Annotated in this window: 19 protein-coding genes and 1 tRNA gene; 2 read left to right on the top strand and 18 right to left on the bottom strand. The window is 70.8% G+C overall.

Going from position 1 to position 21838, the window contains the following annotated elements; translation table 11 throughout:
* Positions 1–35: 35 nt before the first annotated feature.
* From RN729_RS07165 to RN729_RS07080, 18 genes are all read right to left on the bottom strand, one after another.
* Complete coding sequence (locus RN729_RS07165) at positions 36–2201, bottom strand: thioredoxin domain-containing protein (protein ID WP_310783149.1); 2166 nt, start codon at positions 2199–2201, stop codon at positions 36–38.
* 4 nt (positions 2202–2205) lie between these two features.
* Positions 2206–2276 (bottom strand) — tRNA-Gln (locus RN729_RS07160).
* 131 nt (positions 2277–2407) lie between these two features.
* Positions 2408–3364: a hypothetical protein gene (locus RN729_RS07155; protein ID WP_310783147.1), complete on the bottom strand. Its 957-nt coding sequence runs from the start codon at positions 3362–3364 to the stop codon at positions 2408–2410.
* Positions 3361–4395, bottom strand: a complete 1035-nt coding sequence (locus RN729_RS07150; RefSeq protein ID WP_310783145.1) for a lysylphosphatidylglycerol synthase transmembrane domain-containing protein — start codon at positions 4393–4395, stop codon at positions 3361–3363. Before RN729_RS07150 ends, RN729_RS07155 begins: the two co-directional genes overlap by 4 nt.
* Entirely contained in the window at positions 4392–5147 is a 756-nt protein-coding gene (locus tag RN729_RS07145; protein WP_310783143.1) for a pyridoxine 5'-phosphate synthase, read from the bottom strand. Before RN729_RS07145 ends, RN729_RS07150 begins: the two co-directional genes overlap by 4 nt.
* 36 nt (positions 5148–5183) lie before the next feature.
* Complete coding sequence (hflX, locus tag RN729_RS07140; protein ID WP_310783141.1) at positions 5184–6470, bottom strand: GTPase HflX; 1287 nt, start codon at positions 6468–6470, stop codon at positions 5184–5186.
* Positions 6467–7945 carry a replication-associated recombination protein A gene (locus RN729_RS07135; RefSeq protein WP_310783140.1) on the bottom strand — a complete coding sequence of 493 codons (1479 nt, stop codon included), beginning with the start codon at positions 7943–7945 and terminating at the stop codon, positions 6467–6469. The genes hflX and RN729_RS07135 overlap by 4 nt, the downstream gene beginning before the upstream one ends.
* Positions 7942–9327 (bottom strand): hypothetical protein, encoded by a 1386-nt coding sequence (locus RN729_RS07130; RefSeq protein WP_310783138.1) that lies wholly within the window; start codon positions 9325–9327, stop codon positions 7942–7944. The genes RN729_RS07135 and RN729_RS07130 overlap by 4 nt, the downstream gene beginning before the upstream one ends.
* 7 nt (positions 9328–9334) lie before the next feature.
* Complete coding sequence (locus tag RN729_RS07125; protein WP_310783137.1) at positions 9335–10117, bottom strand: SDR family NAD(P)-dependent oxidoreductase; 783 nt, start codon at positions 10115–10117, stop codon at positions 9335–9337.
* Entirely contained in the window at positions 10114–10479 is a 366-nt protein-coding gene (locus RN729_RS07120; protein ID WP_310783135.1) for a hypothetical protein, read from the bottom strand. The genes RN729_RS07125 and RN729_RS07120 overlap by 4 nt, the downstream gene beginning before the upstream one ends.
* Position 10480: 1 nt before the next feature.
* On the bottom strand, positions 10481–13165 hold the full coding sequence (alaS, locus tag RN729_RS07115; RefSeq protein ID WP_310783134.1) for an alanine--tRNA ligase: 2685 nt from the start codon (positions 13163–13165) through the stop codon (positions 10481–10483).
* Positions 13162–13749 carry a regulatory protein RecX gene (locus RN729_RS07110; protein ID WP_310783132.1) on the bottom strand — a complete coding sequence of 196 codons (588 nt, stop codon included), beginning with the start codon at positions 13747–13749 and terminating at the stop codon, positions 13162–13164. The genes alaS and RN729_RS07110 overlap by 4 nt, the downstream gene beginning before the upstream one ends.
* Before the next feature lie 59 nt (positions 13750–13808).
* Positions 13809–14915, bottom strand: a complete 1107-nt coding sequence (recA, locus tag RN729_RS07105) for a recombinase RecA (protein ID WP_310783130.1) — start codon at positions 14913–14915, stop codon at positions 13809–13811.
* 284 nt (positions 14916–15199) lie between these two features.
* On the bottom strand, positions 15200–15448 hold the full coding sequence (locus tag RN729_RS07100; protein ID WP_310783128.1) for a hypothetical protein: 249 nt from the start codon (positions 15446–15448) through the stop codon (positions 15200–15202).
* Between the two features lie 160 nt (positions 15449–15608).
* On the bottom strand, positions 15609–15989 hold the full coding sequence (locus RN729_RS07095; protein WP_310783126.1) for a hypothetical protein: 381 nt from the start codon (positions 15987–15989) through the stop codon (positions 15609–15611).
* On the bottom strand, positions 15986–16483 hold the full coding sequence (locus tag RN729_RS07090; protein ID WP_310783124.1) for a TIGR00725 family protein: 498 nt from the start codon (positions 16481–16483) through the stop codon (positions 15986–15988). Before RN729_RS07090 ends, RN729_RS07095 begins: the two co-directional genes overlap by 4 nt.
* 2 nt (positions 16484–16485) lie before the next feature.
* Positions 16486–16920, bottom strand: coding sequence for a D-aminoacyl-tRNA deacylase (gene dtd, locus RN729_RS07085; protein WP_343218905.1), 435 nt, complete (start codon positions 16918–16920; stop codon positions 16486–16488).
* Positions 16921–17647: 727 nt separating this feature from the next.
* The gene (locus RN729_RS07080; protein ID WP_310783120.1) at positions 17648–19660 is read right to left on the bottom strand and encodes an AAA domain-containing protein; all 2013 of its coding nucleotides are present in this window, start codon (positions 19658–19660) and stop codon (positions 17648–17650) included.
* Between RN729_RS07080 and RN729_RS07075 the strand changes: the two genes are divergently transcribed.
* Together RN729_RS07075 and RN729_RS07070 are read left to right on the top strand one after the other, a co-directional pair.
* Positions 19659–21110: an aminotransferase class I/II-fold pyridoxal phosphate-dependent enzyme gene (locus tag RN729_RS07075; RefSeq protein ID WP_310783118.1), complete on the top strand. Its 1452-nt coding sequence runs from the start codon at positions 19659–19661 to the stop codon at positions 21108–21110. The genes RN729_RS07080 and RN729_RS07075 overlap by 2 nt on opposite strands.
* Positions 21107–21811: a thioredoxin domain-containing protein gene (locus tag RN729_RS07070; RefSeq protein ID WP_310783116.1), complete on the top strand. Its 705-nt coding sequence runs from the start codon at positions 21107–21109 to the stop codon at positions 21809–21811. The genes RN729_RS07075 and RN729_RS07070 overlap by 4 nt, the downstream gene beginning before the upstream one ends.
* The last annotated feature ends 27 nt before the right edge of the window (positions 21812–21838 follow it).

Raw genomic sequence — 21838 nt, 5'->3', positions numbered from 1 at the left:
TGTCTGTCCCGGGGTGGTCGGTTGCGTTGGGGCGGTCAGTTGTCCTGGGGCGATCCGGCGAGTTGCTCCAGAATCTCCGCGACGTCGGTCGTGGGACGCCGGCACGCGAAGCCGGTGCAAACGTACGCCGTCGCCTTCCCGTCCAGGAGATCGTGCGGGGCGCTGAAGGGCGCGATCTCCGCGAGCGCTTCCGCCACCGGCCCGCCGGACGCCGGCGGGGTGCCCGCCGGCTTGAAGAGGACGGCCGTGCGGGGCCCGTAGCGGTCGGCGAGCGCGGCGAGCATGCGCCGCGTGCCGGGGTCGCCGGGGTCTCCCGTCACTACGACTTCCTGCGCCGGGCCCAGGGCGAGATCGAGCGCGACGAGCGACATCGTGTGGGCGGAGGGCGCGCCGCCGACGGGACCGGCGAGCGCCCCGCGCAGCGCCTCCGCCCGGTCCAGGAGTTCGAGGTCGCCCGTGAGCCGCCCGAGCCGGAGGAGCACGTACCACGTCGTCGCGTTGGCCGAGGGCGTGGCCCCGTCATACAACTCCTTCTGCCGGACGGGCACGTCGGTCTGCGTCGCGTCCACGTTGAACACGCCGTGCCGGTCGGGGTCCCAGAAGCGCTCCAGGAGCGGGTCCAGCAGATCGCGCGCCGCCCGAAGCCAGCGCGGGTCGAACGTCGCCCCGTACAGTTCGATCAGCCCCCAGATCAGGCAGGCGTGGTCTGCCGCGCCCGCGGAGATGGCCGATTCCCCGTCCCGGTAGCGGTGCAGCAACTGCCCCTCCCCGTCGCGCAGCCGCCCGAGGACGAAGTCCGCCGCCCGCGCCGCCGCCCCGACGAGCGATTCGTCGCCGAAGGCGAGGCCGCTCCGCGCCAGCGCCGCGATCATGAGCCCGTTCCAGTCCGTCAGAATCTTGTCGTCGAGCAGCGGGCGCTCCCGCGTCGTTCGCTTCTCGAACAGGACGCGGCGCGCCTCCTCCAGGCGTTTCTCGACGTAGTCGGCGTCCTCCCCGAGTGCCGCCGCGATCTCGGCGGGCGTCTCACCGGCGTGCAGGATGTTCTCGCCGGTCCGGAGCCCCGACGCCTCGTCCGCGAAGTTGCCGCGCGCCTCGATCCGGAAGGCGCGCCGCGCAAGGCCGGCCACGTCCTCCCCCAGCGCCGCCGACAGCACCTCGTCGAACTCATCCCGCGTCCACACGTAGAACGCCCCTTCGCGCCCCTCGCTGTCCGCGTCTTCTGCGGAATAGAAGCCGCCCTCCGCGTCCGTGAGGTCGCGCGCCACGTATTCGTAGATCTCGCGGGCCACCGTCCGGTGCGCGTCGTCGCCCGTCATCTGCCACAGCTCCGTGTAGGCCATGGCGAGCAGCGCCTGGTCGTACAGCATCTTCTCGAAGTGCGGGACGAGCCAGCGGGCGTCCGTCGAGTAGCGGTGGAATCCGTACCCGACGTGGTCGAAGACGCCTCCCCGCCTCATGGAGACGAGCGTCTTCTCCACCATCTCCACGCCGCGCCTGTCGCCGGTGCGGTCGCTCCAGCGCAGGAGGAAGAGGAGCTGGTGCGGCGCCGGAAACTTCGGGGCCCGGGAGAACCCTCCCTGGTGGGGGTCGAACCGGGCCCGCAGCTCGCCGAAACCGCGGCGGAGCGCCTCTTCGTCGAGCGCGCCCGCCCCGGAACCCAGCCCGCGGACCTCGACCTCCCGGATGGCCGCCAGCGCCGAGGCCCCCGCCGCCTCGACATCCTCACGCCGCTCCCGCCACAGCTCCGCGAGCCGGGGCAGCAGTTCCAGCATCCCCGCCCGCCCGGCCATGCTCTCGCGCGGGAAATAGGTTCCGGCGAAGAAGGGCTGCTTGTCCGGCGTCATCACGATCGTGAGAGGCCATCCCCCCTGCCCCGTCATGAGCTGGCATGCCGTCATGTAGACGCCGTCGATGTCGGGACGTTCCTCCCGGTCCACCTTGATCGACACGAAGTCGCGGTTGAGGAGCGCCGCCACGTCCTCGTCCTCGAAGGACTCGCGCTCCATGACGTGACACCAGTGGCAGGTCGCGTAGCCGATGGAGAGGAAGATCGGACGGTCCTCGGCCCGGGCGCGCGCGAAGGCCTCCTCGCCCCACGGAACCCAGTCCACGGGATTGAAGGCGTGCTGGAGAAGGTAGGGACTCTTCTCCTGCGCGAGTCGGTTTGCCCGGCCGGCGGGGCGGGAACGGGTATCAGGCATGGGATTGGCCCCCCAGGGGTCGAACCTGGATCATCGGCTCCAAAGGCCGGTGTCTTGCCATTAGACGAGGGGCCAGAGGCGCCGAAGATGGCGCGATCCGGCCAGCGGCGTCAAACCGCGCCGACGCCCCGGATGGGCCTCGGACAGGCCTCGGGTTGGCCTCGGATTGGCCTCGGATTGGCCTCGGAATTGGCCCCCGATGGGGCTCAGACGGGGAGTGTGACGTCCAGAATTCGGAGGCCGTCGGCACCCCCGCGGGCGGCCAGCGCGCGGCGGGCGCGGGCGCGTTCCGTCTCGTCGCGGAAGATCGCGAACAGCGCCGAGCCCGATCCCGTCAGTGCGGCCACCGCCGGGTCGCACGACCGAAGTTGATCGAGGAGTTCCGACAGTTCGGGGTGCCTGGCGAGGACGGGCGCCTCGAGGTCGTTCCGGGCCAGGCGCTCGAGCGATTCCCACTCCGCCAGCCGCGTCGCGCCGGGAAACACCGAGGCGCCTCCGGCGTCCGCCTCCGTCCTCCCGAGCCAGCCGTACGCCTCCGGCGTGGAAACGTGGATGCCGCCGCAGACCAGCAGCGCGGGACGGGGCCGCGGCGGTCGGAGCGGGAGCAGCCGGCGGCCGCGCTCCCAGCCCAGCGCCATCGGGACGTCGAGAAGGGCGAAGGGCACGTCGCTGCCGATCTCGCCGGCGATGTCGATGAGTTCCCGCGTCTCCAGGCGGGGCCAGCGGTCCGCGAGGAGGCGGAGTGTCGCGCCCGCGTCCGCGCTTCCGCCCCCGAGTCCGCTCCCCATCGGGATGCGTTTCGTGAGGTGGATGTGCACGGCGGGCCGCGCCCGTCTCCGGAAGGCACGGTCGAGAAACGCCGCGGCGGCCTGCCAGCACAGGTTGTCGGAGCCGTCGGGTACGCCGTCCGCCAGCGGTCCATCGACGGAGAGGGTGACGCCCCGTCCGGCCCCCCTCGACGCGGCTCCTTTCGGGCGGGCTTCGCGGGTGTCGGACTCCGAGAGCGTCACGGTGTCGGAGAGGCTCGTGCGCGCGAGCACGGTCTCGACGCCGTGAAAGCCCGTTTCGTCGCGGGCGAACACGCGCAGGCGCAGGTTGACCTTCGCGTGCGCCTCGGCCGTCCCGATCTCTCCGGCGCCCGCCGCCTCTCCAGCCCTCGTCACGCCGAGGTCTCCGGGGGCGAGGGCTCCGGGGCCGGCGGCTTGCCCCGCCCGAATTCCTTCCGGCTGATCCCCAGGCGTCGCATGTACCAGATCCCCAGCACCGTGATCGGCAGGAAGGTGAGGATGTGGTATCCCGCGGCGAAGCTGATGATTCTCGCGGGCTCGATGTGGTGGAGTTCGAGCGCGACGCGGGCCGCGGTCTCGAACGGTCCGAAGAACCCCGGCGTCGACGGGATCGCGACGGCGAAGCTGATCGTCGTCTGGAGGACGAGCGCGCCGAGGAACCCGGGCGTGAGGATCCCGAAGGCGAGGAAGCCGAGGAAGAACGAGAAGGCGTTCCAGGCCCACACGGCGAACGACCACAGCATCGCGCGGGCGAAGACGTGCGCGTGGCGCAGCGCCCCGAGGCCGTCCACGAACGCGGAAAGCACGTCCATGACCCGGTCGGCGACGCGGTCGGGCGCGACCCGGTGGAACCATGTGGCCGCGAGCCGGAGGAAGCGATCCGGAGAGCGGACGAGCAGCGCGAGCGCAAGCAGGCTCGCGGAGACGAGGATGACGCCCACTGTGAACAGGTCCCGCAGCGTCCCGGAAGCGGCTTCGTCGACCCCGACGATGAAGAAGGCGGGGACGAGAAACACCATGAGCACGATCGCGTCGAGCAGGCGCTCCACGACGAGCGAGGCGAGCGCGGCGCTCAGGGGCACGGGGGTGATCCGCGACAGCGAGTAGGCGCGGGCGAACTCTCCGAGCCGGCCGGGCAGGACGTTGTTCGCCATAAAGCCGATGCACACGGCCGCGTAGCGCGAACCGAACGGCAGGTGTCCGTTCGAGGCGCGGAGGAGGATATCCCACCGGATCGCCCGGAGGTTGAAGGTGAGCGTGGCGACGACCGTCGCGGCGATCAGGAGCCAGACGTTCGCCTCGCCCAGGTGCCTCAGGAGTTCGGCGGCCGAGACGTCCCGCAGCGCCCAGACGAGGAGCGCGACGGAGACGAGGACGCCGATGAGGACTGTGAGACGGCCTCTCACCCGCGCGCCTCGCGCACGAGTTCCGACATCTCGAGCACCGCGCGCTCCAGCCCCACGAGCACCGAGCGGCTCACGATCGAGTGGCCGATGTTCAGTTCCTCGCACTCGGCGATCGCCGCCACCGGCTGCACGTTCTCATAGGTGAGCCCGTGTCCGGCGTGCACGCCGAGGCCGGCGGCCTCGGCCCGGGCCGCGGCATCCTCCAGCCGCGCGAGTTCGCGATCGGCGTTCGCCTGGTCCGGGGCGTTGGCGTACTCGCCGGTGTGGAGTTCGATCGCGGCGGCGCCCGCCTCGGCCGAGCCGTCGACGGCCGCGGGGTCGGGGTCAATGAAGAGCGACGTGCGGATCCCGGCGCCCTGCAGCCGCGCCACGGCGGCGGCGATGCGGGCCGGATCGGCGGACAGGTCCAGTCCGCCCTCCGTCGTGAGTTCCTCCCTCTTCTCGGGGACGAGCGTGGCCTGGGCCGGCCGCCACCGTTCGGCGAGGGCAAGCACCTCCTCCTCGGCCGCGAGTTCGAGGTTCACGAACGTGCGGACGGTCTGCAGCAGCAGTTCCACGTCGCGGTCCTGGATGTGCCGGCGGTCCTCGCGGAGGTGCACGGTGATCCCGTTCGCTCCGCCCAGTTCGGCGAGCACGGCGGCCCGCACCGGGTCGGGTTCGTCCGTGCCGCGCGCCTGCCGGACCGTCGCCACGTGATCGATGTTCACGCAGAGCCGGCAGTCGACCAGATGCGAGAAGCTGCTGTTCGCCATGATGTGCTCCCGTTTTCGACTCGACCGGCCGCCGCGTCAGGCGGCGTCGGCCCGCTCCACGGCCAGGCCGCTCTCGCGCCAGCGGCCGGCCACCCCGGCGGGCACGCGGGCCACGATGACCACGCACCCGGCTTCGTACGCGCGCTCCAGCACCTCCCCCTCCCGATACGCCTCGGCGAGCCGCGCACCGTCCCCGGCGGGCAGGCTCACCCGTACCGTCTCGAGGCGGGCCCGCATCGCGGCCTGAAGAGCCTCCTGCAGCGGCTTCAGCCCATCCTGTTCCATGATCGAAGTCAGGACGTGAGGCCGCCCGCCCGCCGCGGCCCGCTCGCGCAGCGCCCGCTCCTCCTCGTGCGTGAGCCGGTCGACCTTGTTGAAGACCTCGATCACCGGGCGGTCCGCGACGCCGGCCGCCGCCAGCACCCCCTCCACGGCCTCGCGCTGCTCATCCCGGCTCGGCGACGAGGCGTCGATCACGTGCAGCAGGAGGTCGGCCTCGGCGAGTTCCTCCATCGTCGCCCGGAACGACGCCACGAGATGATGCGGCAGCTTCCGGATGAACCCCACCGTGTCCGTGAGGAGGATCGGACCCGGACCTTCGAGATCGCAAACCCGGGTCGCCGAGTCCACCGTCGCGAACAGCCGGTCCTCCACGAAGACGTCCGAGCCCGAGAGCGCGCGCAGGATGGAGGATTTACCCGCGTTCGTATAACCCGTGAGCGCCACGGTGAACTGCTCGCTTCGCGCCCGGCGCTGCGTGACGCGCGCCCGGGCAATGTGGTCGAGCTTGCGCCGCAGACGGGCGAGGCGCCGGTCGATGAGCCGGCGGTCCGTCTCAATCTGCTGCTCTCCGGGCCCACGCGCGCCGATGCCGCCGCCCTCCCGCGAGAGGTGGGTCCACATCCGCTTCAACCGCGTCCGCAGGTACTGGAGCTGGGCGAGTTCGACCTGGAGCTTCGCCTCCGAGGTCCTGGCCCGGAGCGCGAAGATGTCGAGGATGAGTTCGGTCCGGTCGAGCGCGCGCACGCCGAGCGCCGCTTCGAGATTCGCGCCCTGGGCGGGCGTGAGTTCCTCGTCGAAGATGGCGAGCGTCGCGTCGTGCTCCCGGAGCGTCCGCCCCAGGCGTTCGACCTTCCCCTTGCCGATGAAGGTCGAGGCGTTCGGCTTGCGCAGGCGCTGGACGACCGCGCCCCGGACATCGGCTCCCGCCGTGCCCGCGAGGCGGGCGAGTTCCTCGAGGTGTTCGTCCACCGTCTCCTGGGGCATATCGAGGGGCGGCGCGCCCACGAGAATCGCGCGTTCCGCCACCCGGTCCGACGTCACTCTGTCGATCGATGCTCCTCCATCGTCTCGGTGTCCGTCCCGGTTCCCGCCTCTCCCCCGGGACGCGCTTCCGCCGCGGCCCGCGCCCGGCTGCCGCGAATCGCTTCGAGCCGGCGCCTCGCGTTCACCTCCCAGCCGCGCTCGACCGGATCGTACCAGCGGCGTCCGCGCAGCGACTCGGGAAGGTAGGACTGGGCGGCCACGCCGTCTTCCTCGTTGTGATCGTAGCGATACCCCGATCCGTATCCGAGTTCCTTCATGAGCCGCGTGGGCGCGTTCCGGATATGGAACGGGACGGGCTCGGCCGGCGTTTCGCGCGCCGCGCGGGCGGCACCGCCGAAGGCCTGGTAGACCGCGTTCGATTTCGGGGCGATGGCCAGGTACGTGACCGCCTGGGCCAGCGCCAGATCTCCCTCGGGGCTGCCGAGAAAGTGGTACGCGTCCCGCGCCGCGATCGTGACCGCCAGCGCGCCGGGATCCGCGAGTCCAATGTCCTCGGCGGCCATGCGCACGATGCGGCGGGCGAGGTACATGGGATCCTCGCCGCCGTCGAGCATCCGCGCGAGCCAGTAGAGCGCGGCGTCCGCGTCCGAGCCGCGCACGGCCTTGTGCAGGGCGGAGATGAGGTTGAAGTGCTCCTCGCCCGACTTGTCGTACCGCGCGAACCGTTTCTGGAGCGCCGCCGCCACGTGATCCTCGGAGACCGCGGGGACACCGTCCACGCCGGCCAGGTCCGCCGCCGTCTCGAGGGCGTTCAGGGCGCGGCGGGCGTCCCCGTCCGATTCGGTCCCGAGCCGGGCCAGGGCGTCCTCGTCGATGGAGAGGCCCGCGTCTCCGAGTCCACGCTCCCGGTCGCGCAGCGCGCGGGCGCAGATCTCCGCGACGTCTTCCGGCGCCAGCGGTTCGAGGACGAAGACCCGCGTGCGGGAGAGGAGCGGGCCGACGACCTCGAAGCTGGGGTTCTCCGTCGTGGCCCCGATGAGGGTGATGGCGCCGCGCTCGACGTGCGGGAGGAGGGCATCCTGCTGCGCCCGGTTGAAGCGGTGGATCTCATCGACGAAGAGGACGGTGCCCCGGCCGGTCGCGGCGCGGCGCGCCTTCGCTTCCTCCAGGACGCGGCGGACGCGGGGGATCCCATCGGTCACGGCGGAGAAGGGGATGAACGTGGCCTCCATCCGGCTGGCGAGCAGCCCGGCGAGGGTGGTCTTACCCGTGCCGGGCGGACCCCAGAAGATGAGGCTCGGGACGCGCCCGCTCTCGATGAGCTGGCGCAGGGGCCGGCTCTCGCCGACGAGCTTCGGCTGTCCAACGAACTCCGCCAGCGTGCGCGGGCGCATGCGGGCGGCGAGCGGCGAGTCGGCCAGGCCCGCGTCCCGGGACCGGGCGGCCCCCGGCCCACCGGCGTCCGCCGGCGCGGCGTGCGGTTCCGCCTCGCGCGGTTCCGCCTCGGGGAACAGGCTCGGCTCGTCTGTCATCGGCGTCCGTCATCGGCGTCGGGCAGCCCGTTGCCGGCGGCGTGCGCGTCGGGGGGGCGCGACGCCTCGGCGAGCGAGCCGATCTCGATCAGCCGGCGGGCCTCTTCGAGCAGCAACTCTCGCTCGTTGCGGCTGGGGTCCTCAATGACCTGTTCGAGCAACTCTTCGAGCAGCATCCGAACGATCGGGCCCGGCGACATGCCGAGCGCGAGGAGGTCGTCTCCCTTTACCGCGAGACCTGCCAGGTCGAGGGCCGGATCTCCCTCGCGCTCCTCCCGGACGCGCTCCCGGGTCGCCTCCAGGTAACGCTCCGCCCGCGTCTCTCCCGCGGCGCGAGCGACGGCGAAGTGTAGTTCGAACAGGTCCTCCCAGGCGTCGCCGACCGATGCGAGCCAGCGACGGTGCTCCGCCGCGGAGTCCAATGCGCCCACGAAGGGGAGGTACAGCTTGGCAAGCCGCGCGATGTAGCGGCGGTCCGCGTTGGAGAACTTCAGGCGTGAGAGGAGCGACTCGGCGGCTTCGGCCCGCCCCTCGGGCGTTTCCGACGCGGATACGAGCAGACTCGCGAGGCGTACGTTCGCGGCGTGCGCCGGGGCCGCATCGACGGCGCCGAGCGCAGACTTCCACGCGTCGCCGGGGGCCGCCAGCCCCACGAACTCCGGGTACCAGTGGCCCAGCGCCCCGCAGTCCGCGTACAGCTCCAGGGCGGCCGAGGGCTTCGGATCTGCCATGACCTTGAGCAGCTCTTCGCGCACGCGCTCGGCCGACAGCCCGGACAGGCCGTCCACGGCCTCCCGCATCGCCTCGTCCGTGCGGGCCTCGATCGCCCACTCGAAGCGCCCCGCGAACCGGAAGCCGCGCAGGACGCGCAGGTAGTCCTCGCGGAAGCGCGCCTCGGGTTCTCCCACGGCGCGCAGGATCCCGTCCTCGATGTCCTCCGCGCCGTCCCAGTCGTCGCGCACCTCGCCGGAGGCGGGCCGCCAGGCGATCGCGTTCGCTGTGAAGTCCCGGCGGCTCAGGTCCTCCCCGATGGAGTCGGCGAAGGCCACCCGCGCGTGGCGGCCATCCGTCTCGACATCGCGCCGGAAGGTCGTCACCTCGTAGCCGTCGTCCCCGTCGAGCACCTTCACGGTCCCGTGCGACACGCCGACCGGCACGGTCCTCGGAAAGAGGCGCATGACGTCCTCCGGCCGCGCGTCCGTCGTGAGGTCCTCCCAGTCATCCGGCTCGGGCAGCTCGGGCACCCGGCCGATCTGACGGACGTAGGCGTCGCGGATCGCACCGCCCACGGCCCAAGCCTCGAAACCCGCGGCTTCGAGCCGTTCCGCGGTGCGGGAGAACCCGGGCGACGGGGAGAATCGGCCCGGATCGATCGCGCTCACGGCATTCTCAGCCGCACAGCACGCTGCCGCCGTTCACGTTGAGGATCTCTCCCGTGATGTGCCGGGCCGCGTCGGAGAGGAGGAAGCAGATGGGCCCGGCGATGTCCTCAGCCGTGGCGACCCGCCCGAGCGGAATGAGGGCCAGCGCGGCCTGCCCGGCCTCTCCCTGGAGCGCCGGCGAAGACATGTCCGTGTCGACCCAGCCGGGGGCGACGGCGTTCACGTTGATCGACCTCGGACCGAGTTCGGTCGCCACCGACTTGCAGAAGGCGTTGATCGCGCCCTTCGACGCGGCGTAGTGGCTGTGCTCCGCCTCTCCCCGCTGCGACGCCGTCGAGGAGACGAGGACGATTCTCCCACCCGCCTGCAGGCGCAGCGCCGCTTCCCGCGTGCTCGCGTAGATCGACGTGAGGTTCGTCTCGATCATCCGTCGCCACTCGTCCGCCTCAAGCGACTCGAGGGGCCGCGCGTCAACGTTCCAGATGCCGGCGTTGCCCACGAACCCATCGAGTCCGCCGAACTCGGCGTCGGCGCGCTCGAACAGCGGCCGACACTCCGCGGGGTCGGCCAGGTCCGCACCGGCGCACCAGTGGCGCCCGTCCGGGGCGAGCGAATACGCCTCTTCGACCGCGCTCCGCCCCTCGGCCTCCGCTCGGTGGTAGGCGACGCCGACGGACGCGCCCGACGCCGCGAGGCACCGCACGGCGGCGCGTCCGATGCCGCGCGAACCTCCGGTGACGAGCACGCGCTTGCCCGCGAGACCGGGCAACCCCGGCACCGTGAATGTCATTCCGTCATCTCCTCCTGGTTTTCTTCATTGAATCGTTCGCCGATCAGCCCACCCGGACCGATCCTCGCAGCGAGTTCGCTTGCCTGCGCGGCGCTCCCTCCCAGGGCCGGATCCGCGGAGGCTTCGAGCGCGTAGGTGAGAATTGCGTCTGCGGCGAGCAGGGTCACCGCCTCGGCGCGGGTGGCCTCGCCCTCGGTCGCCGCCGCCAGCGCGTCGAGTGACGCTTGGACAAGCCCATCTTCGCCCTCCGCCAGACGCGCCCGAACCAGCGGCCACACCGCTTCCGCCAGCTCCCGCGGCGCGCTCTCGAGCCGCCGCGCGAGCCACGTCTCGAGCGTGAGGGCGCCGCTGTCGGCCGGCACGTCAGCCACCGGCCAGGGCGGGAACCCGCTCGGAGGCCCAGGCCCTCGCCGCTCCAAGCCCGTCTTCCGTCCGCGACGGATCGCCCACGCCGCCCTGCGCGAAGCGCGCGCCGCCGCCGCCGCCGGAACCCGTCGCCCGGCTCGAGACGCGGACGAGGTCGCCCGCCTTCACGCCGAGTCGGATGAGGTCGTCCGAGACGACCGAGATGAACGCGTGCCGGTCTTCGTCCGGGAACACGACGTGAACGACGGCGGCGCCCGATCCCATCCCGCCGCGCAGGCGGTCGCCGAGCACCCCGAGGTCCGTGCCCGCCGGCACCTCCAGGCGCCCCGACACGAAGCGGGCCCCGTTCGCGTCCGCTGCACCCGTCGCACCGGTGCCGGCGAGCAGCGTCTCCAACTGTTGCTCCGCCGCGTCCCCTCTCCGCCCCCGAACCTCTTCGGCGAGGGCGTCGCGTTCTTCGAGGAGCCGGTCCATGCGGGCCGCCAGATCCGCCGGCTGGCAGCGCAGCCGCACCGCAAGCTCCGTCAGGAGCCGATCCCGCTCGAGTTCGCGCCGGTAGGCCCCCTGCCCCGTCACCGCTTCGACGCGCCGGATCCCCGCCGCGACGCCCGTCTCGGACACGATCCGGAACGTCCCGATCTGTCCCGTCGTGCGGACATGCGTGCCGCCGCACAGCTCCAGGCTGAGCCCCGGAACCTCGATCACGCGCACGATGTCCCCGTACTTCTCGCCGAACAGGGCCATCGCCCCGGCCGCGATCGCCTCGTCGTAGCCCCGCTCAGACGCGTCGACGTCGTGGTTTCCGAGGATCGCCTCCGTCACGTCCGCTTCGATGTCCGCCCGTTCCTCCGGGGTCAGCGGACCCCGGTGGCTAAAATCGAAGCGCAGCCGGTCCGGAGCCACGAGCGATCCGGCCTGCTGCACGTGCTCGCCCAGCCGGTTGCGGAGCGCGGCGTGCAAGAGGTGCGTCGCCGTGTGATTCCGCTCCGTCTCGCGCCGCGACGGATCTACCTGCGCGGACACGTAGTCCTCGACCACGCTGTCGGCCTCGAGAAGCGAGCCTTCGGCCAGCGACCCGGCGACAACGGTCCGCCCATCCGCGTCCAAAACCGTGGAGATGTCGACCGCCCAGCCGTCCCCGACGACGCGCCCGGTATCGGAGACCTGCCCCCCGCTCTCCGGGTAGAAGGGATTCCGCTCCAGCAGGAACGCGTGCTGCCCGTCGCCCGACCAGCGCCGGCAGTCGGTTTCGATTTCGAGGTCCGAGTAGCCCACGAACTCCTGTTTCGCGTCCCCGCTGGACGGGATGACCGTGAGATCGCCCCCGAATCCCGCGCCGGCGGTGACACCGCCCTTCAACTCCACGACGCTGCGCGAACGAGTGCGCTGCGCCTCCAGCGCCTCGTTGAAGCCCCTCCAGTCGACGTCGTAGCCGCGTTCGCGGGCGATGAGGCCGGTGAGGTCCTCGGGGATGCCGTATGTGTCCTTGAGCTTGAAGGCGACATCGCCGGCGACGGTGCCCGAGCCTCCCTCCGGCATCGCGCGGTCGATCTCGCGCATGCCGCCCTCGATCGTGGAGAGGAAGAGTTCCTCCTCCGCCCGCGTCGTGGAGAGCAGGTGCTCGCGCCGCGCCTCAAGTTCGGGGAAGGTGGCCGACATGCGATCCGCCACGACGCCGACGAGATCGTGCAGGAGCGGGTCGCGCCGGCCGAGCAGCCAGTAGTGCCTGACCGCCCGGCGCAGGATCCGCCGCAGCACGTATCCCCGCTTCTCGTTCGAGGGGAAGACGCCGTCGGCGAGCAGGAACGCGACGGCCCGGGCGTGATCCGCGAGGACGCGGAAGGCGACACCCTCCTCCCAGTCTTCCGGCGCCCGCGAATACTCGATCCCGAGCCCCTCCTCCGCCGCTTCGATGATCGGGAGGAAGAGGTCCGTGTGGTAGTTCGTTCCCACGCCCTGCAGCAGCGCCGCGATGCGCTCGAGTCCGGCGCCCGTGTCGATCGAGGGCGCGGGGAGCGGCGTGTCCGTGCCGTCCGGCGCGCGGTCGAACTGCATGAAGACCAGATTCCAGAACTCGATGATCGCGTCCGCCTCGCCCGCTGCCTCGAACTGCGCGTCAGTGATGCGGTCGTCGCGGTCCGTCCGCAGGTCGTAGTGCAGTTCCGAACAGGGACCGCACGGACCCGTGTCGCCCATCTGCCAGAAGTTGTCCTTGTCCCCCATGCGCCGGATCCGCGACTCCGGGATCGAGGTCCGCTTCAGCCAGAGCTTGAACGCGTCGTCGTCGTCGTGGTGGACCGTGGCCCACAGGCGGTCGGGCTCCAGGCCGAGATCGCCGGTCACCCACTCCCAGGCGAAGTCGATCGCATCGCGCTTGAAGTAGTCGCCGAAGGAGAAGTTCCCGAGCATCTCGAAGAAGGTGTGGTGGCGCGCGGTCCGCCCCACTTCCTCGAGATCGTTGTGCTTGCCGCTCACGCGGAGGCATTTCTGCGACGTGACGGCGCGCGGAGGGCTCGGGCGCTCCGTCTCCCCGGTGAAGATGCCCTTGAACTGCACCATCCCGGCGTTCGTGAACATGAGGGTCGGGTCATCCGCCGGGACGAGCGGGCCGCTGGGCAGATGCTTGTGCCCCTGCCGCTCGAAGCAGGAGATGAAACTCCGTCGGAGTTCGTCCGCCTTCATCCTGTATCCTCAGCCTGCCAGTTGACCTCGATCCAGGCGCGGATGCTGCCCGCGGCGAACCCGCGTCTGGCCAGGTAGTCGAACAGCCGTCGTCGCGCCTTTGCCGGGTCCGCCCCCGTCAGCCTCCGCGCCCGGGCCGTCGCGACGCGCTGGAGCAACTCCTCGTCCGTCGCGCCCTCCTCCGCCATCGCTTCGCGGATGCCGCGATTCGCATCCTCCCGCGAGACACCCCGGGAGAGAAGGTCGGACTGCATGCGACGGGTTCCACAGGGCCGGAGCCGGATACGGTCCCGCGCGAAGCTGGCAGCGAACTGCGCGTCGTCGAGATACCCCAGCGCCGCGAGACGTTCCAGTGCGTGTTGAATCGCCGCCGGGTCGATCCGGTCCCGCCGCAGCCGGCGTTCCACTTCCCGGCGACTCCTCGGGCGCACGGAAAGGTAGCGCAGCCCGACCGACATCGCTTCGGCGCGTCCGCCCGCGGCCTGGACCGCCTCAAGTTCCGCGGACCCGAGCCGGAGCCCGACATCGAGCCGAAGTCTGTGGACCTCCTCGTCCGGAAGCCGGCAGAGGAAAACGCCGTCCAACTGGACTTCGGTCCAGCCGGAACGGCGTTTGACCGGGACGAGGCCGGTGATCTCGCTATTCAGCTCCGGGCGGCCTGCGTCGAGGGCGGCCGGGAGTTCTTCGACCCTTCCTTTTCCGCACCCGCTCCCGCCGCGGCGTCGGCCGTGTCCGACTCGGGGATCGTCATCCCGAGTTCTTCGCGGATCCGGGCCTCGATCTCTTCGGCGATGTCCGGATTTTCGCGCAGGAAAGTCTTCGAGTTCTCGCGCCCCTGTCCGAGCCGGACGTCTCCGCCGTACGAGTACCAGGCGCCCGCGCGACTCACGATGCCGATGCTCTCGCCCATGTCCACGAGCAGACCTTCCCGGCTCACGCCCTGGTTGAACATGATGTCGAACTCGGCCTGCTTGAACGGAGGCGCGCACTTGTTCTTGACGATCTTCACGCGCGTCCGGCTGCCGACGAGGTTGTTCCCTTCCTTGATGGAGGCGATCCGGCGGATGTCGAGCCGGAGCGAGGAGTAGAACTTCAGCGCCCGGCCGCCCGTCGTGGTCTCGGGGTTCCCGTACATGACGCCGATCTTCTCGCGAATCTGGTTCGTGAAGATGACCGCGGTGTTCGAGCGCCCGATCGCACCCGTGAGCTTGCGGAGGGCCTGCGACATCAGCCGCGCCTGAAGGCCGACGTGCGAGTCGCCCATCTCTCCTTCGATCTCGGCTCGCGGCACGAGCGCGGCGACGGAATCCACCACGATGACGTCGAGCGCGCCGGAACGGACGAGGACCTCGGCGATCTCGAGCGCCTGCTCGCCCGTATCGGGCTGCGACACCAGCAGGTTTTCGACATCGACGCCCAGCTTCTGCGCGTACCCCACGTCGAGCGCGTGCTCGGCGTCGATGAACGCCGCCACGCCTCCATCCTTCTGCGCGTTCGCGATGACGTGCAGGGTGAGGGTGGTCTTGCCCGAGGACTCCGGACCGAAGATCTCCGTGACGCGAGACCTCGGGATGCCGCCGATCCCGGTACTGTGGTCCAGGTTGATCGCCCCCGTCGAAATCGCCGGGATCCGCACCCGCGCTCCTTCGGTTCCGAGCCGCATGATGGCTCCCTTGCCGTGGGCCCGTTCGATCTGGTTGAGGGCCACGGACAACGCCTTCTTCTGTTCCCGATCCATCTCCACACCCATTTCACGCTCTCCCGATTCCGAAGGGTCCGCAGGGCCGATGCCGGGGATGTCGGTCACCCGCCGCGACGGAAATTGACGATACCACGCCGGATGACCTTTCGCAATTTCTTCGGTTTTGCTCCAACCGCGAAATCCGGCCTTCCAAAACCAGGATGGAACGACATCTCAACGGGGCTTCAAGAGCGCGGATCGGGTGCCGCTCGCGCGAGCCTGCGCGTCAGAGGATGAGCCGGTCTACTGTGACGTTTCCTGGCAGCAGCCGCGGCGCGGGGGCGCCGTCGTTCCTAGGAGCCGTCACCGGTCGTTTTCGGCGGCGGGTTCAGCCAGCCCTCGATGATCCCTTCGACCCTCGCCAGCCGTTCCCCGAGCTGCGCCAGGTTCCGGGAAAGCCCGACGTAGGCTCCGCCGACCGCGAGGGCGACGGTGAGGATCACGGCAACCGTGTCTACGCTGATCACGACGACAAACCTCCTGATTCGGAACCGCCTGCTCATCCCAACGTGTACACCCGCGATGATCCGGGACGGGATCATCACTCCCTCATCGGAGACCCTGCGCGTTGCGCGACCGACGGTGTCGGACAATCGCCAAGTGGCCGACACTACATAATATAGCTAGCGGTCGGCGGGCCCGCTTGAGGCTGTGGCTGACGGCCGAGACCTGCGACCCCGGCCGAAGAGAGACGCTGGAAACTCAGTCTTGGAGGTCGAATCCGCAGGTGGGGCAGAAGGCTTCGTCGCCAGTCAGGGGGGCGGCGCATTCGGGGCATGGGCGGGGGGATGCCGGGGCTTTCGCGGGCGTTGGGGCCGGATCGCTCACCGGGCCCTGGGCGGCGGCGTCACGGGCGTCGATGGCCGCCCGCTCGAGGCGGGCGCGCGTGGAGCGGTACTCGTCTTCGCGGAGCTTGCCGGTCCGGTACTCCAGTTCGAGGTCCCGCAGCGCCTCAATGGCAGCGTCCCGGCGCTCCGCGGGGTCCAGCGAGGCGCCCGTGTCTTCGCCGGACCGGATCGCGGCCCAGATGATCGTGACGAGGAGCACGACGAGGATGCCGCCGAAGAGGACGAATCCGGTCACCCGTTTACCTCCCTCCGCTGACGCCGCTCCCGCTCGGCTTCCGCGAGTTCGAGGGCCCGCGCCGCCGCATCCGCCGCATCCCCGGCCGTCTCGTCGACGACACCCTCCGGCAGCGATGTCGCGAGCCCGATCACCGGCACGCCGAACTTCCGGCAGAAGGCCGCCTCGCTGAGGGTGCCCCACTCACCGGCGATCGCGACCACCGCTTCCGAGGCCCGTACGACGATGACGTTGCGCGCCTCGCCCAGCCCGGTCGGGATCGGGATCGTGACGCCGGGGGCCGCGGCGCCCGCGTCCGAACCTGGCAGAATCCCCACCACGGTCCCGCCTTCCGACGAAGCGCCGTCCGCCGCCGCCCGCATGACGCCGCCCATCCCGCCGCAGACGACGATGGCCCCTGCGCGGGCGAGGGCCGCTCCCACGGCGTGAGCCAGGCCCGCCTCCGCCGGCGCCGCCTCCCCCGAGCCGATGACCCCGATCCGCAGCGGACGCAACCTCACCGCTCCAGCAGGAGGGTCACCGGACCGTCGTTCGTCAGCTCCACTTCCATCATCGCCCCGAATTCCCCCTCCGCAACCTCGCCGCGCGCCCGGCACAGCTCGACGAAGCGGTCGTAAAGCGCGCTCGCGGCCTCCGGTCGCGCCGCGCCGGTGAAGGAGGGACGCCGGCCTCGCGACGCGTCGCCGTACAGCGTGAACTGGGACACGATGAGGAGCGCCCCGCCGACGTCATGGGCGGAGCGGTTCATGCGGCCCTTTTCGTCCGCGAACACCCGCAGGCCCCGGAGCTTGTCCGCCATCCACGTCATCTGCGCCTCGGTGTCGTCCGCCGCGAAACCCACCAGCACGACGAGTCCGAGGCCGATTGCCCCAACGACCTCGCCTCCGACCCTCACGCGGGCCTCGCTGACTCGCTGAATCACGACTCGCAATTGCGTCGTCCCGTCCTCAACCCCGGCCGTCCGCGGCAGGCCGGTTTTCCACAGCACGCTAAAGGCGGTGAACCACGAGAAGATGCGACAGCGGTGGCTCCCGAGCGACTCCCGGCGCCGCGCGCTCTCCCTCGCGCCCGAAAATCCACGGTTTTTGGACAGAATATGGACATGATTTGAACATCGTTTTTTTGAAAAAAATCACGAGCCGACCGCGTGGAAAAAGGAGTGAACGGCGGGCACTTCGGGAAGGAGCGGCGGTGGCCAGAACGTGAACCGGGGTAGATGTACTCAGCCCCTGGCCACCCGAAGGTGTCAGGGGCTGAGCAAGGAAGCTTGTTTACGGCCAACTACCGCCGGGTCCTGGTAGCTTGCGCGGTCTTCCAGAACCTCGCCGCGAGCCTGGTACCGTCTGCCCAACCAGCTGCGCTCGACCCCTCTTCCTTCGGTCGCTTCGTTCCGTCGCCGGAACTCCGCTCCCTCCGGCCCGGGACTTCCGCCCCGGTTTCGCGATCTCGCGTCGGGCAACTCGCGGTGCGGTCATCGGCCTCGACCTCCGGTCGGTCGGTGCCGCCTCCCTTAGCACGCTCTGATTCTAAAAAGATTTTTTTGGGTCGTCAACCTCGAATGGTCACGAGTCGTATTTTTTTCAAAAATCTATTGACCGGATGGCCATTTCCCGTAACGATTCGCGAGTGAAAATCGGATTTTGGCCCGCGTCCCCGGGTCAGCGGCCGTGCCAGAGATCGGCGGGGGCGGCGTCGATGCGGGTGCCGGACTGCTCGACCTGGGCGAGGAGACGGTTCAGGAGGGCTTCACGAGGGAGCGTCCGCCGCAGGCCGGCAACGGTCGCGACGATGACCAGACGCTCGCGCGCCCGCGAAAGGGCGACGTTGAGCAGCCGGGGGAAGTCCCGGTTCCGGCGCTCGTCGAGGAACCAGCTGCGGCCGGGGGGCGCGTCCACCGTGTCGATGATCACGAGGCGCTTCTCCCTCCCCTGGAAGCGGTGGATCGTGCTCACCTCGAGATTGGCGGGCGCAGCGCGGCCGAGCCGACGCCGGACGAGATCGCTCAGGTGTCGGGTCTGGGCGCGATAGGGCGAGACTACGGCGATGTCGTCGGTCCCGTCGCGGGCCGCCGCGCCCACGAAGTCCGCCACAGCCTCGGCGTGAGTGCGGTTCCGCCGCGAGCCGTCCACGCGTTCGACCCTCGGATCGAGCCCGCTCGTGTCGAGGACCGTCACAGCGGTGGCAGCGCCGGCGGCGGAAGCCGTGCCGGAAGAGGCGTGGGCGGCCTGCTCCCCTTGGCGCTCGGCGATCTCCGGCGCGTCCCTGAGCCGTCCGCCGTAGAAGAACTCGCTCACCAGTTCGCGGATGTCGGGCGCCATCCGGTACTGGAGATCGAGCATCGCGCACAGCCCGTCGTTGGGGGACGGCAGCGACGGCTGCGCGTCTTCCACGACGCCGGCTTCCCTGAACAGGTCCGTCCGCAGCCAGCGCGCCGCCGCCGGGGCCGTGCTCGACACGACGGGGGGAAGCTGCTGGAAGTCGCCGACGGCGATCACGGGGCCCGCGACCCTGGAAGCCGCGAGCGCCACATACGGGAGCGGCGCCGTGCTCGCCTCGTCGATGAGGAGGGATTCGAACCTCAGTTCGCGGAGTTCCTCCCGGATCGAGAGCCTGGCGAAGGTCGTGAGGACGATATCCGCCTCCTCCAGGGCGCGTTCCGCCTGGCGGGCGATCTCGAGCAGGGCGCGGCCCAGGCTGCGGGCGGACTCCGCATCATTCTGCGTGCGCGCGAGCGCGAGCAGGCGTCCGGCGCGGGCGTAGGGACTCAGGACCGGAGCCTCGACGCGCCCCCCGTTCGGCGGGCGGGCCCCCAGCCGCCCCTCGTGCTCCGCGAGCGTGCGGTCCACCCCGCCGGCACCCCCCTCGATCCGACGCGCGAGCACCGCCCCCAGGTCGATGCGCGTATCCGGCGCAGCCCCGAGATCGAACCCCACGCGGATGATCCGGTCGCGGTCGAGCATGACCGGGTCGGCCACCGAAGCGAGGCGGCGCGCGATCTCGTCCACGGCGCCGTTCGTCGTCGCCGCGACGAGCACCCGTCCGCGGAGCGCGAGTTCCAGCGCCGCGCGCGCCACGAGGCGGGACTTGCCGGTCCCCGGCGGACCCCAGACGAGTTGGGCGCTGCTTCCCAACACCCGTTCCAGGGCTTCGCGCTGCGGTTCGTTGAGGTCGGCGGACGAGTCGAGGCGCGCGGACTCCCGGCCGAGGCGCGGAGGCAGCCGGCCGAAGGCCCCGAGCACGGTGTCCGGGAAGAAGTCCTCCGGGTCTTGGCCGACCTCGGCCAGCCGCGCCGAGAGTTCGCGAAGGAGCCACGTGGGATCGAACTCGAGTTCGCCGCCGTCGAGGCGCTCGCCGAGCCACTCCGGGCTCACGGCCTGCAGGAGCCCGAGCGTGCGGTCGAAACGGTGGACCGTCCCGAGCGCCTCCCGCCCGCCGGCGTGGATGCGCACGCGGTCGTCCGCGCGGATGTCGTATGTTCCCCCCGCGATCTGGAAGGTGTAGCGGTGGCCGGTCCCCGCCTCTCCCCGCAGGCGTCCGGAGAGCGCCGGGATCGGCCGGTCCAGACGGCGGCGTGAGAGGTCGGCCGCGACCGCCTCGATCTCCTCGTCGATCGCGACGCGGAGATCCGCCAACAGCAGCCACAACGACTCCAGAGAGTCAGGAGCTTGCATGCCGGACCCCATCGATCGACCGCACCGGGACTGGAGCGGGGACACCCTGCGCGAGGCGCTCGGGCGCGCGGCGGAGTGGACCGTCGACTACCGGAAGCGCGTCGAGGGGCGGCCCGTCCTCCCCGACGTCCAGCCGGGCGACGTCCGCCGCGCCCTCGCGAAGTCGCCGCCGCGCACCCCGGAACCCTTCGAGCGCGTGCTCGCCGACTTCGACGAGCACATCGTCTCCGGTCTCACGCACTGGAATCATCCGGGTTTCCTCGCCTATTTCTCGAGTTCCACGCGGGCGCCGAGCATCGTGGCGGAACTCCTCGTCGCCGCCGTCGGCGTGAACGCAATGTTGTGGCGGACCTCTCCCGCCGCGACCGAGGTCGAGCGGACCGCCGTCGACTGGCTGCGGCAAGCCGTCGGACTCCCCGACACCTTCTCCGGCCTCATCTTCGACACCGCGTCGACCTCCACCTTCACCGCGCTGCTCGCGGCCCGGGAGCGCGCGGGCGACGGCGTGCGGGACGAGGGGCTCCCGGGAGGCCCCGCACTCGCCGTCTACACCTCCAGGCAGTCCCACTCCTCGGTGGAGAAATCCGCCATCGCCGCCGGACTCGGCCGCCGCTCCGTCCGCCGCATCGAGACGGACGGCGACTTCCGCATGCGCCCGGACGCGCTCGAGGCGGCCATCGCCGACGACCTCGCAAGCGGAATCCGGCCGGCCATGGTGTGCGCGACCATCGGCACGACCTCCACGGCGAGCGTCGACCCCGTTCCCGCCCTCGCCGCGATCGCCGAACGGCACGGGGTCTGGCTGCACGTGGACGCCGCCTATGCGGGACCCGCGGCGATGATCCCGGAGCAGCGGCCCCTCTTCCGCGGGTGGGACGTGGCGGACTCCATCGTCCTCAATCCCCACAAGTGGCTCGGGACCTCGCTCGACTGCTCCGTGCTCCTGTACCGCGACGTCGCCCCCTTCCGCGCCTCGCTCGCGCTCACGCCGACCTACCTCGAATCGGAGGACGACGAAACGGACCTCATGGACATCGGCCTCGCGCTCGGCCGCCGCTTCCGCGGGCTCAAGCTGTGGGTGCTCTTCCGGTGCGCGGGGACGGACGGCCTGGCGGAGACGATGCGCCGGCACATCGCGATGGCCGAAGCCGCCGCGGCCCGGCTCGTCGAGGGCGGCGCCTTCGAACTCGCCGCGCCCGTCTCCTTCAGCACCATCTGCTTCCGCGCCCCGCTGGAGGGCGACCAAGCGGGCGAGGCGCGGCTGAACCGCGAGATCATGTCCCGGGTCAACGCGGGGGGACGCTCGTTTCTCTCGCACACGGAACTGGACGGACGTTATACTGTACGGTTATCCGTCGGGAGCGTTCACACGGAGGAGCGCCACCTGGACGACGCGCTCGATGCGCTCCATCGGGCCGCCGCCGACCTTTCACCGGGAGAACCGGGTTGAACGCCAGATTCCGTTTCGGACCCTTCCTGTCCGTTGCCGGCCTCTATTCCGGCATCGTCCTCTCCGCAGGCTGTGCCGCGGAGGCCGAAGCCGGGGACATGCAGGAGCGCTCCATCGTGCCGCCCAATGCCCAGGTGGCCCGCGAGCGCGCCGACCGCAGCCGCATCAAGGGAGAAGAGGGAGCGCCCGTCAGGGTGGTGGAGATCTCCGACTTCCAGTGCCCCTACTGCCGGCAGTTCCACGTGCAGACGCTCGCGAAGATCGACAGCGCCTACATCCAGGCGGGCTTGGTCAGCTACCTGTGGATCGCCTATGCGAATCCCGGCCATCCCGAGGCCTTCGTGTCCACCGAGGCGGCGTACTGCGCGGGGGCCGTGGGCAAGTTCTGGCCCATGCACGACCTCCTGTTCGAGCGCCAGGACGAGTGGAGCGGCGCGGCCGATCCCTATGCCCTGTTCGTCGAGTACGCGGGAGAACTCGACATCGACGTCGAGTCATTCGGCTCCTGCGTCCGCAACAGCACGCTCGCCCCACTCGTGCTCCGCGACTACACGAGCGTCACACAGGCCGGGATCTCGAGCACGCCCTATTTCATCCTCGGCGACAGCGTGGCCCTCCGGGGCGCCGCCGACTTCGGCACCTTCTCGTCGGCGATCGACACGCTCCTCATCCTGAAAGGCGGCGACAGCCCGCCGCAGTAGCCTTGTCCCCATCACGCACCGCACGAG

Origin of the sequence: Candidatus Palauibacter polyketidifaciens, assembly GCF_947581785.1 — a bacterium.
GTDB classification, from domain to species: domain Bacteria; phylum Gemmatimonadota; class Gemmatimonadetes; order Palauibacterales; family Palauibacteraceae; genus Palauibacter; species Palauibacter polyketidifaciens.
Note: the sequence above shows the minus strand (reverse complement) of the source record. Positions and strands in the feature narration are given on the sequence as shown.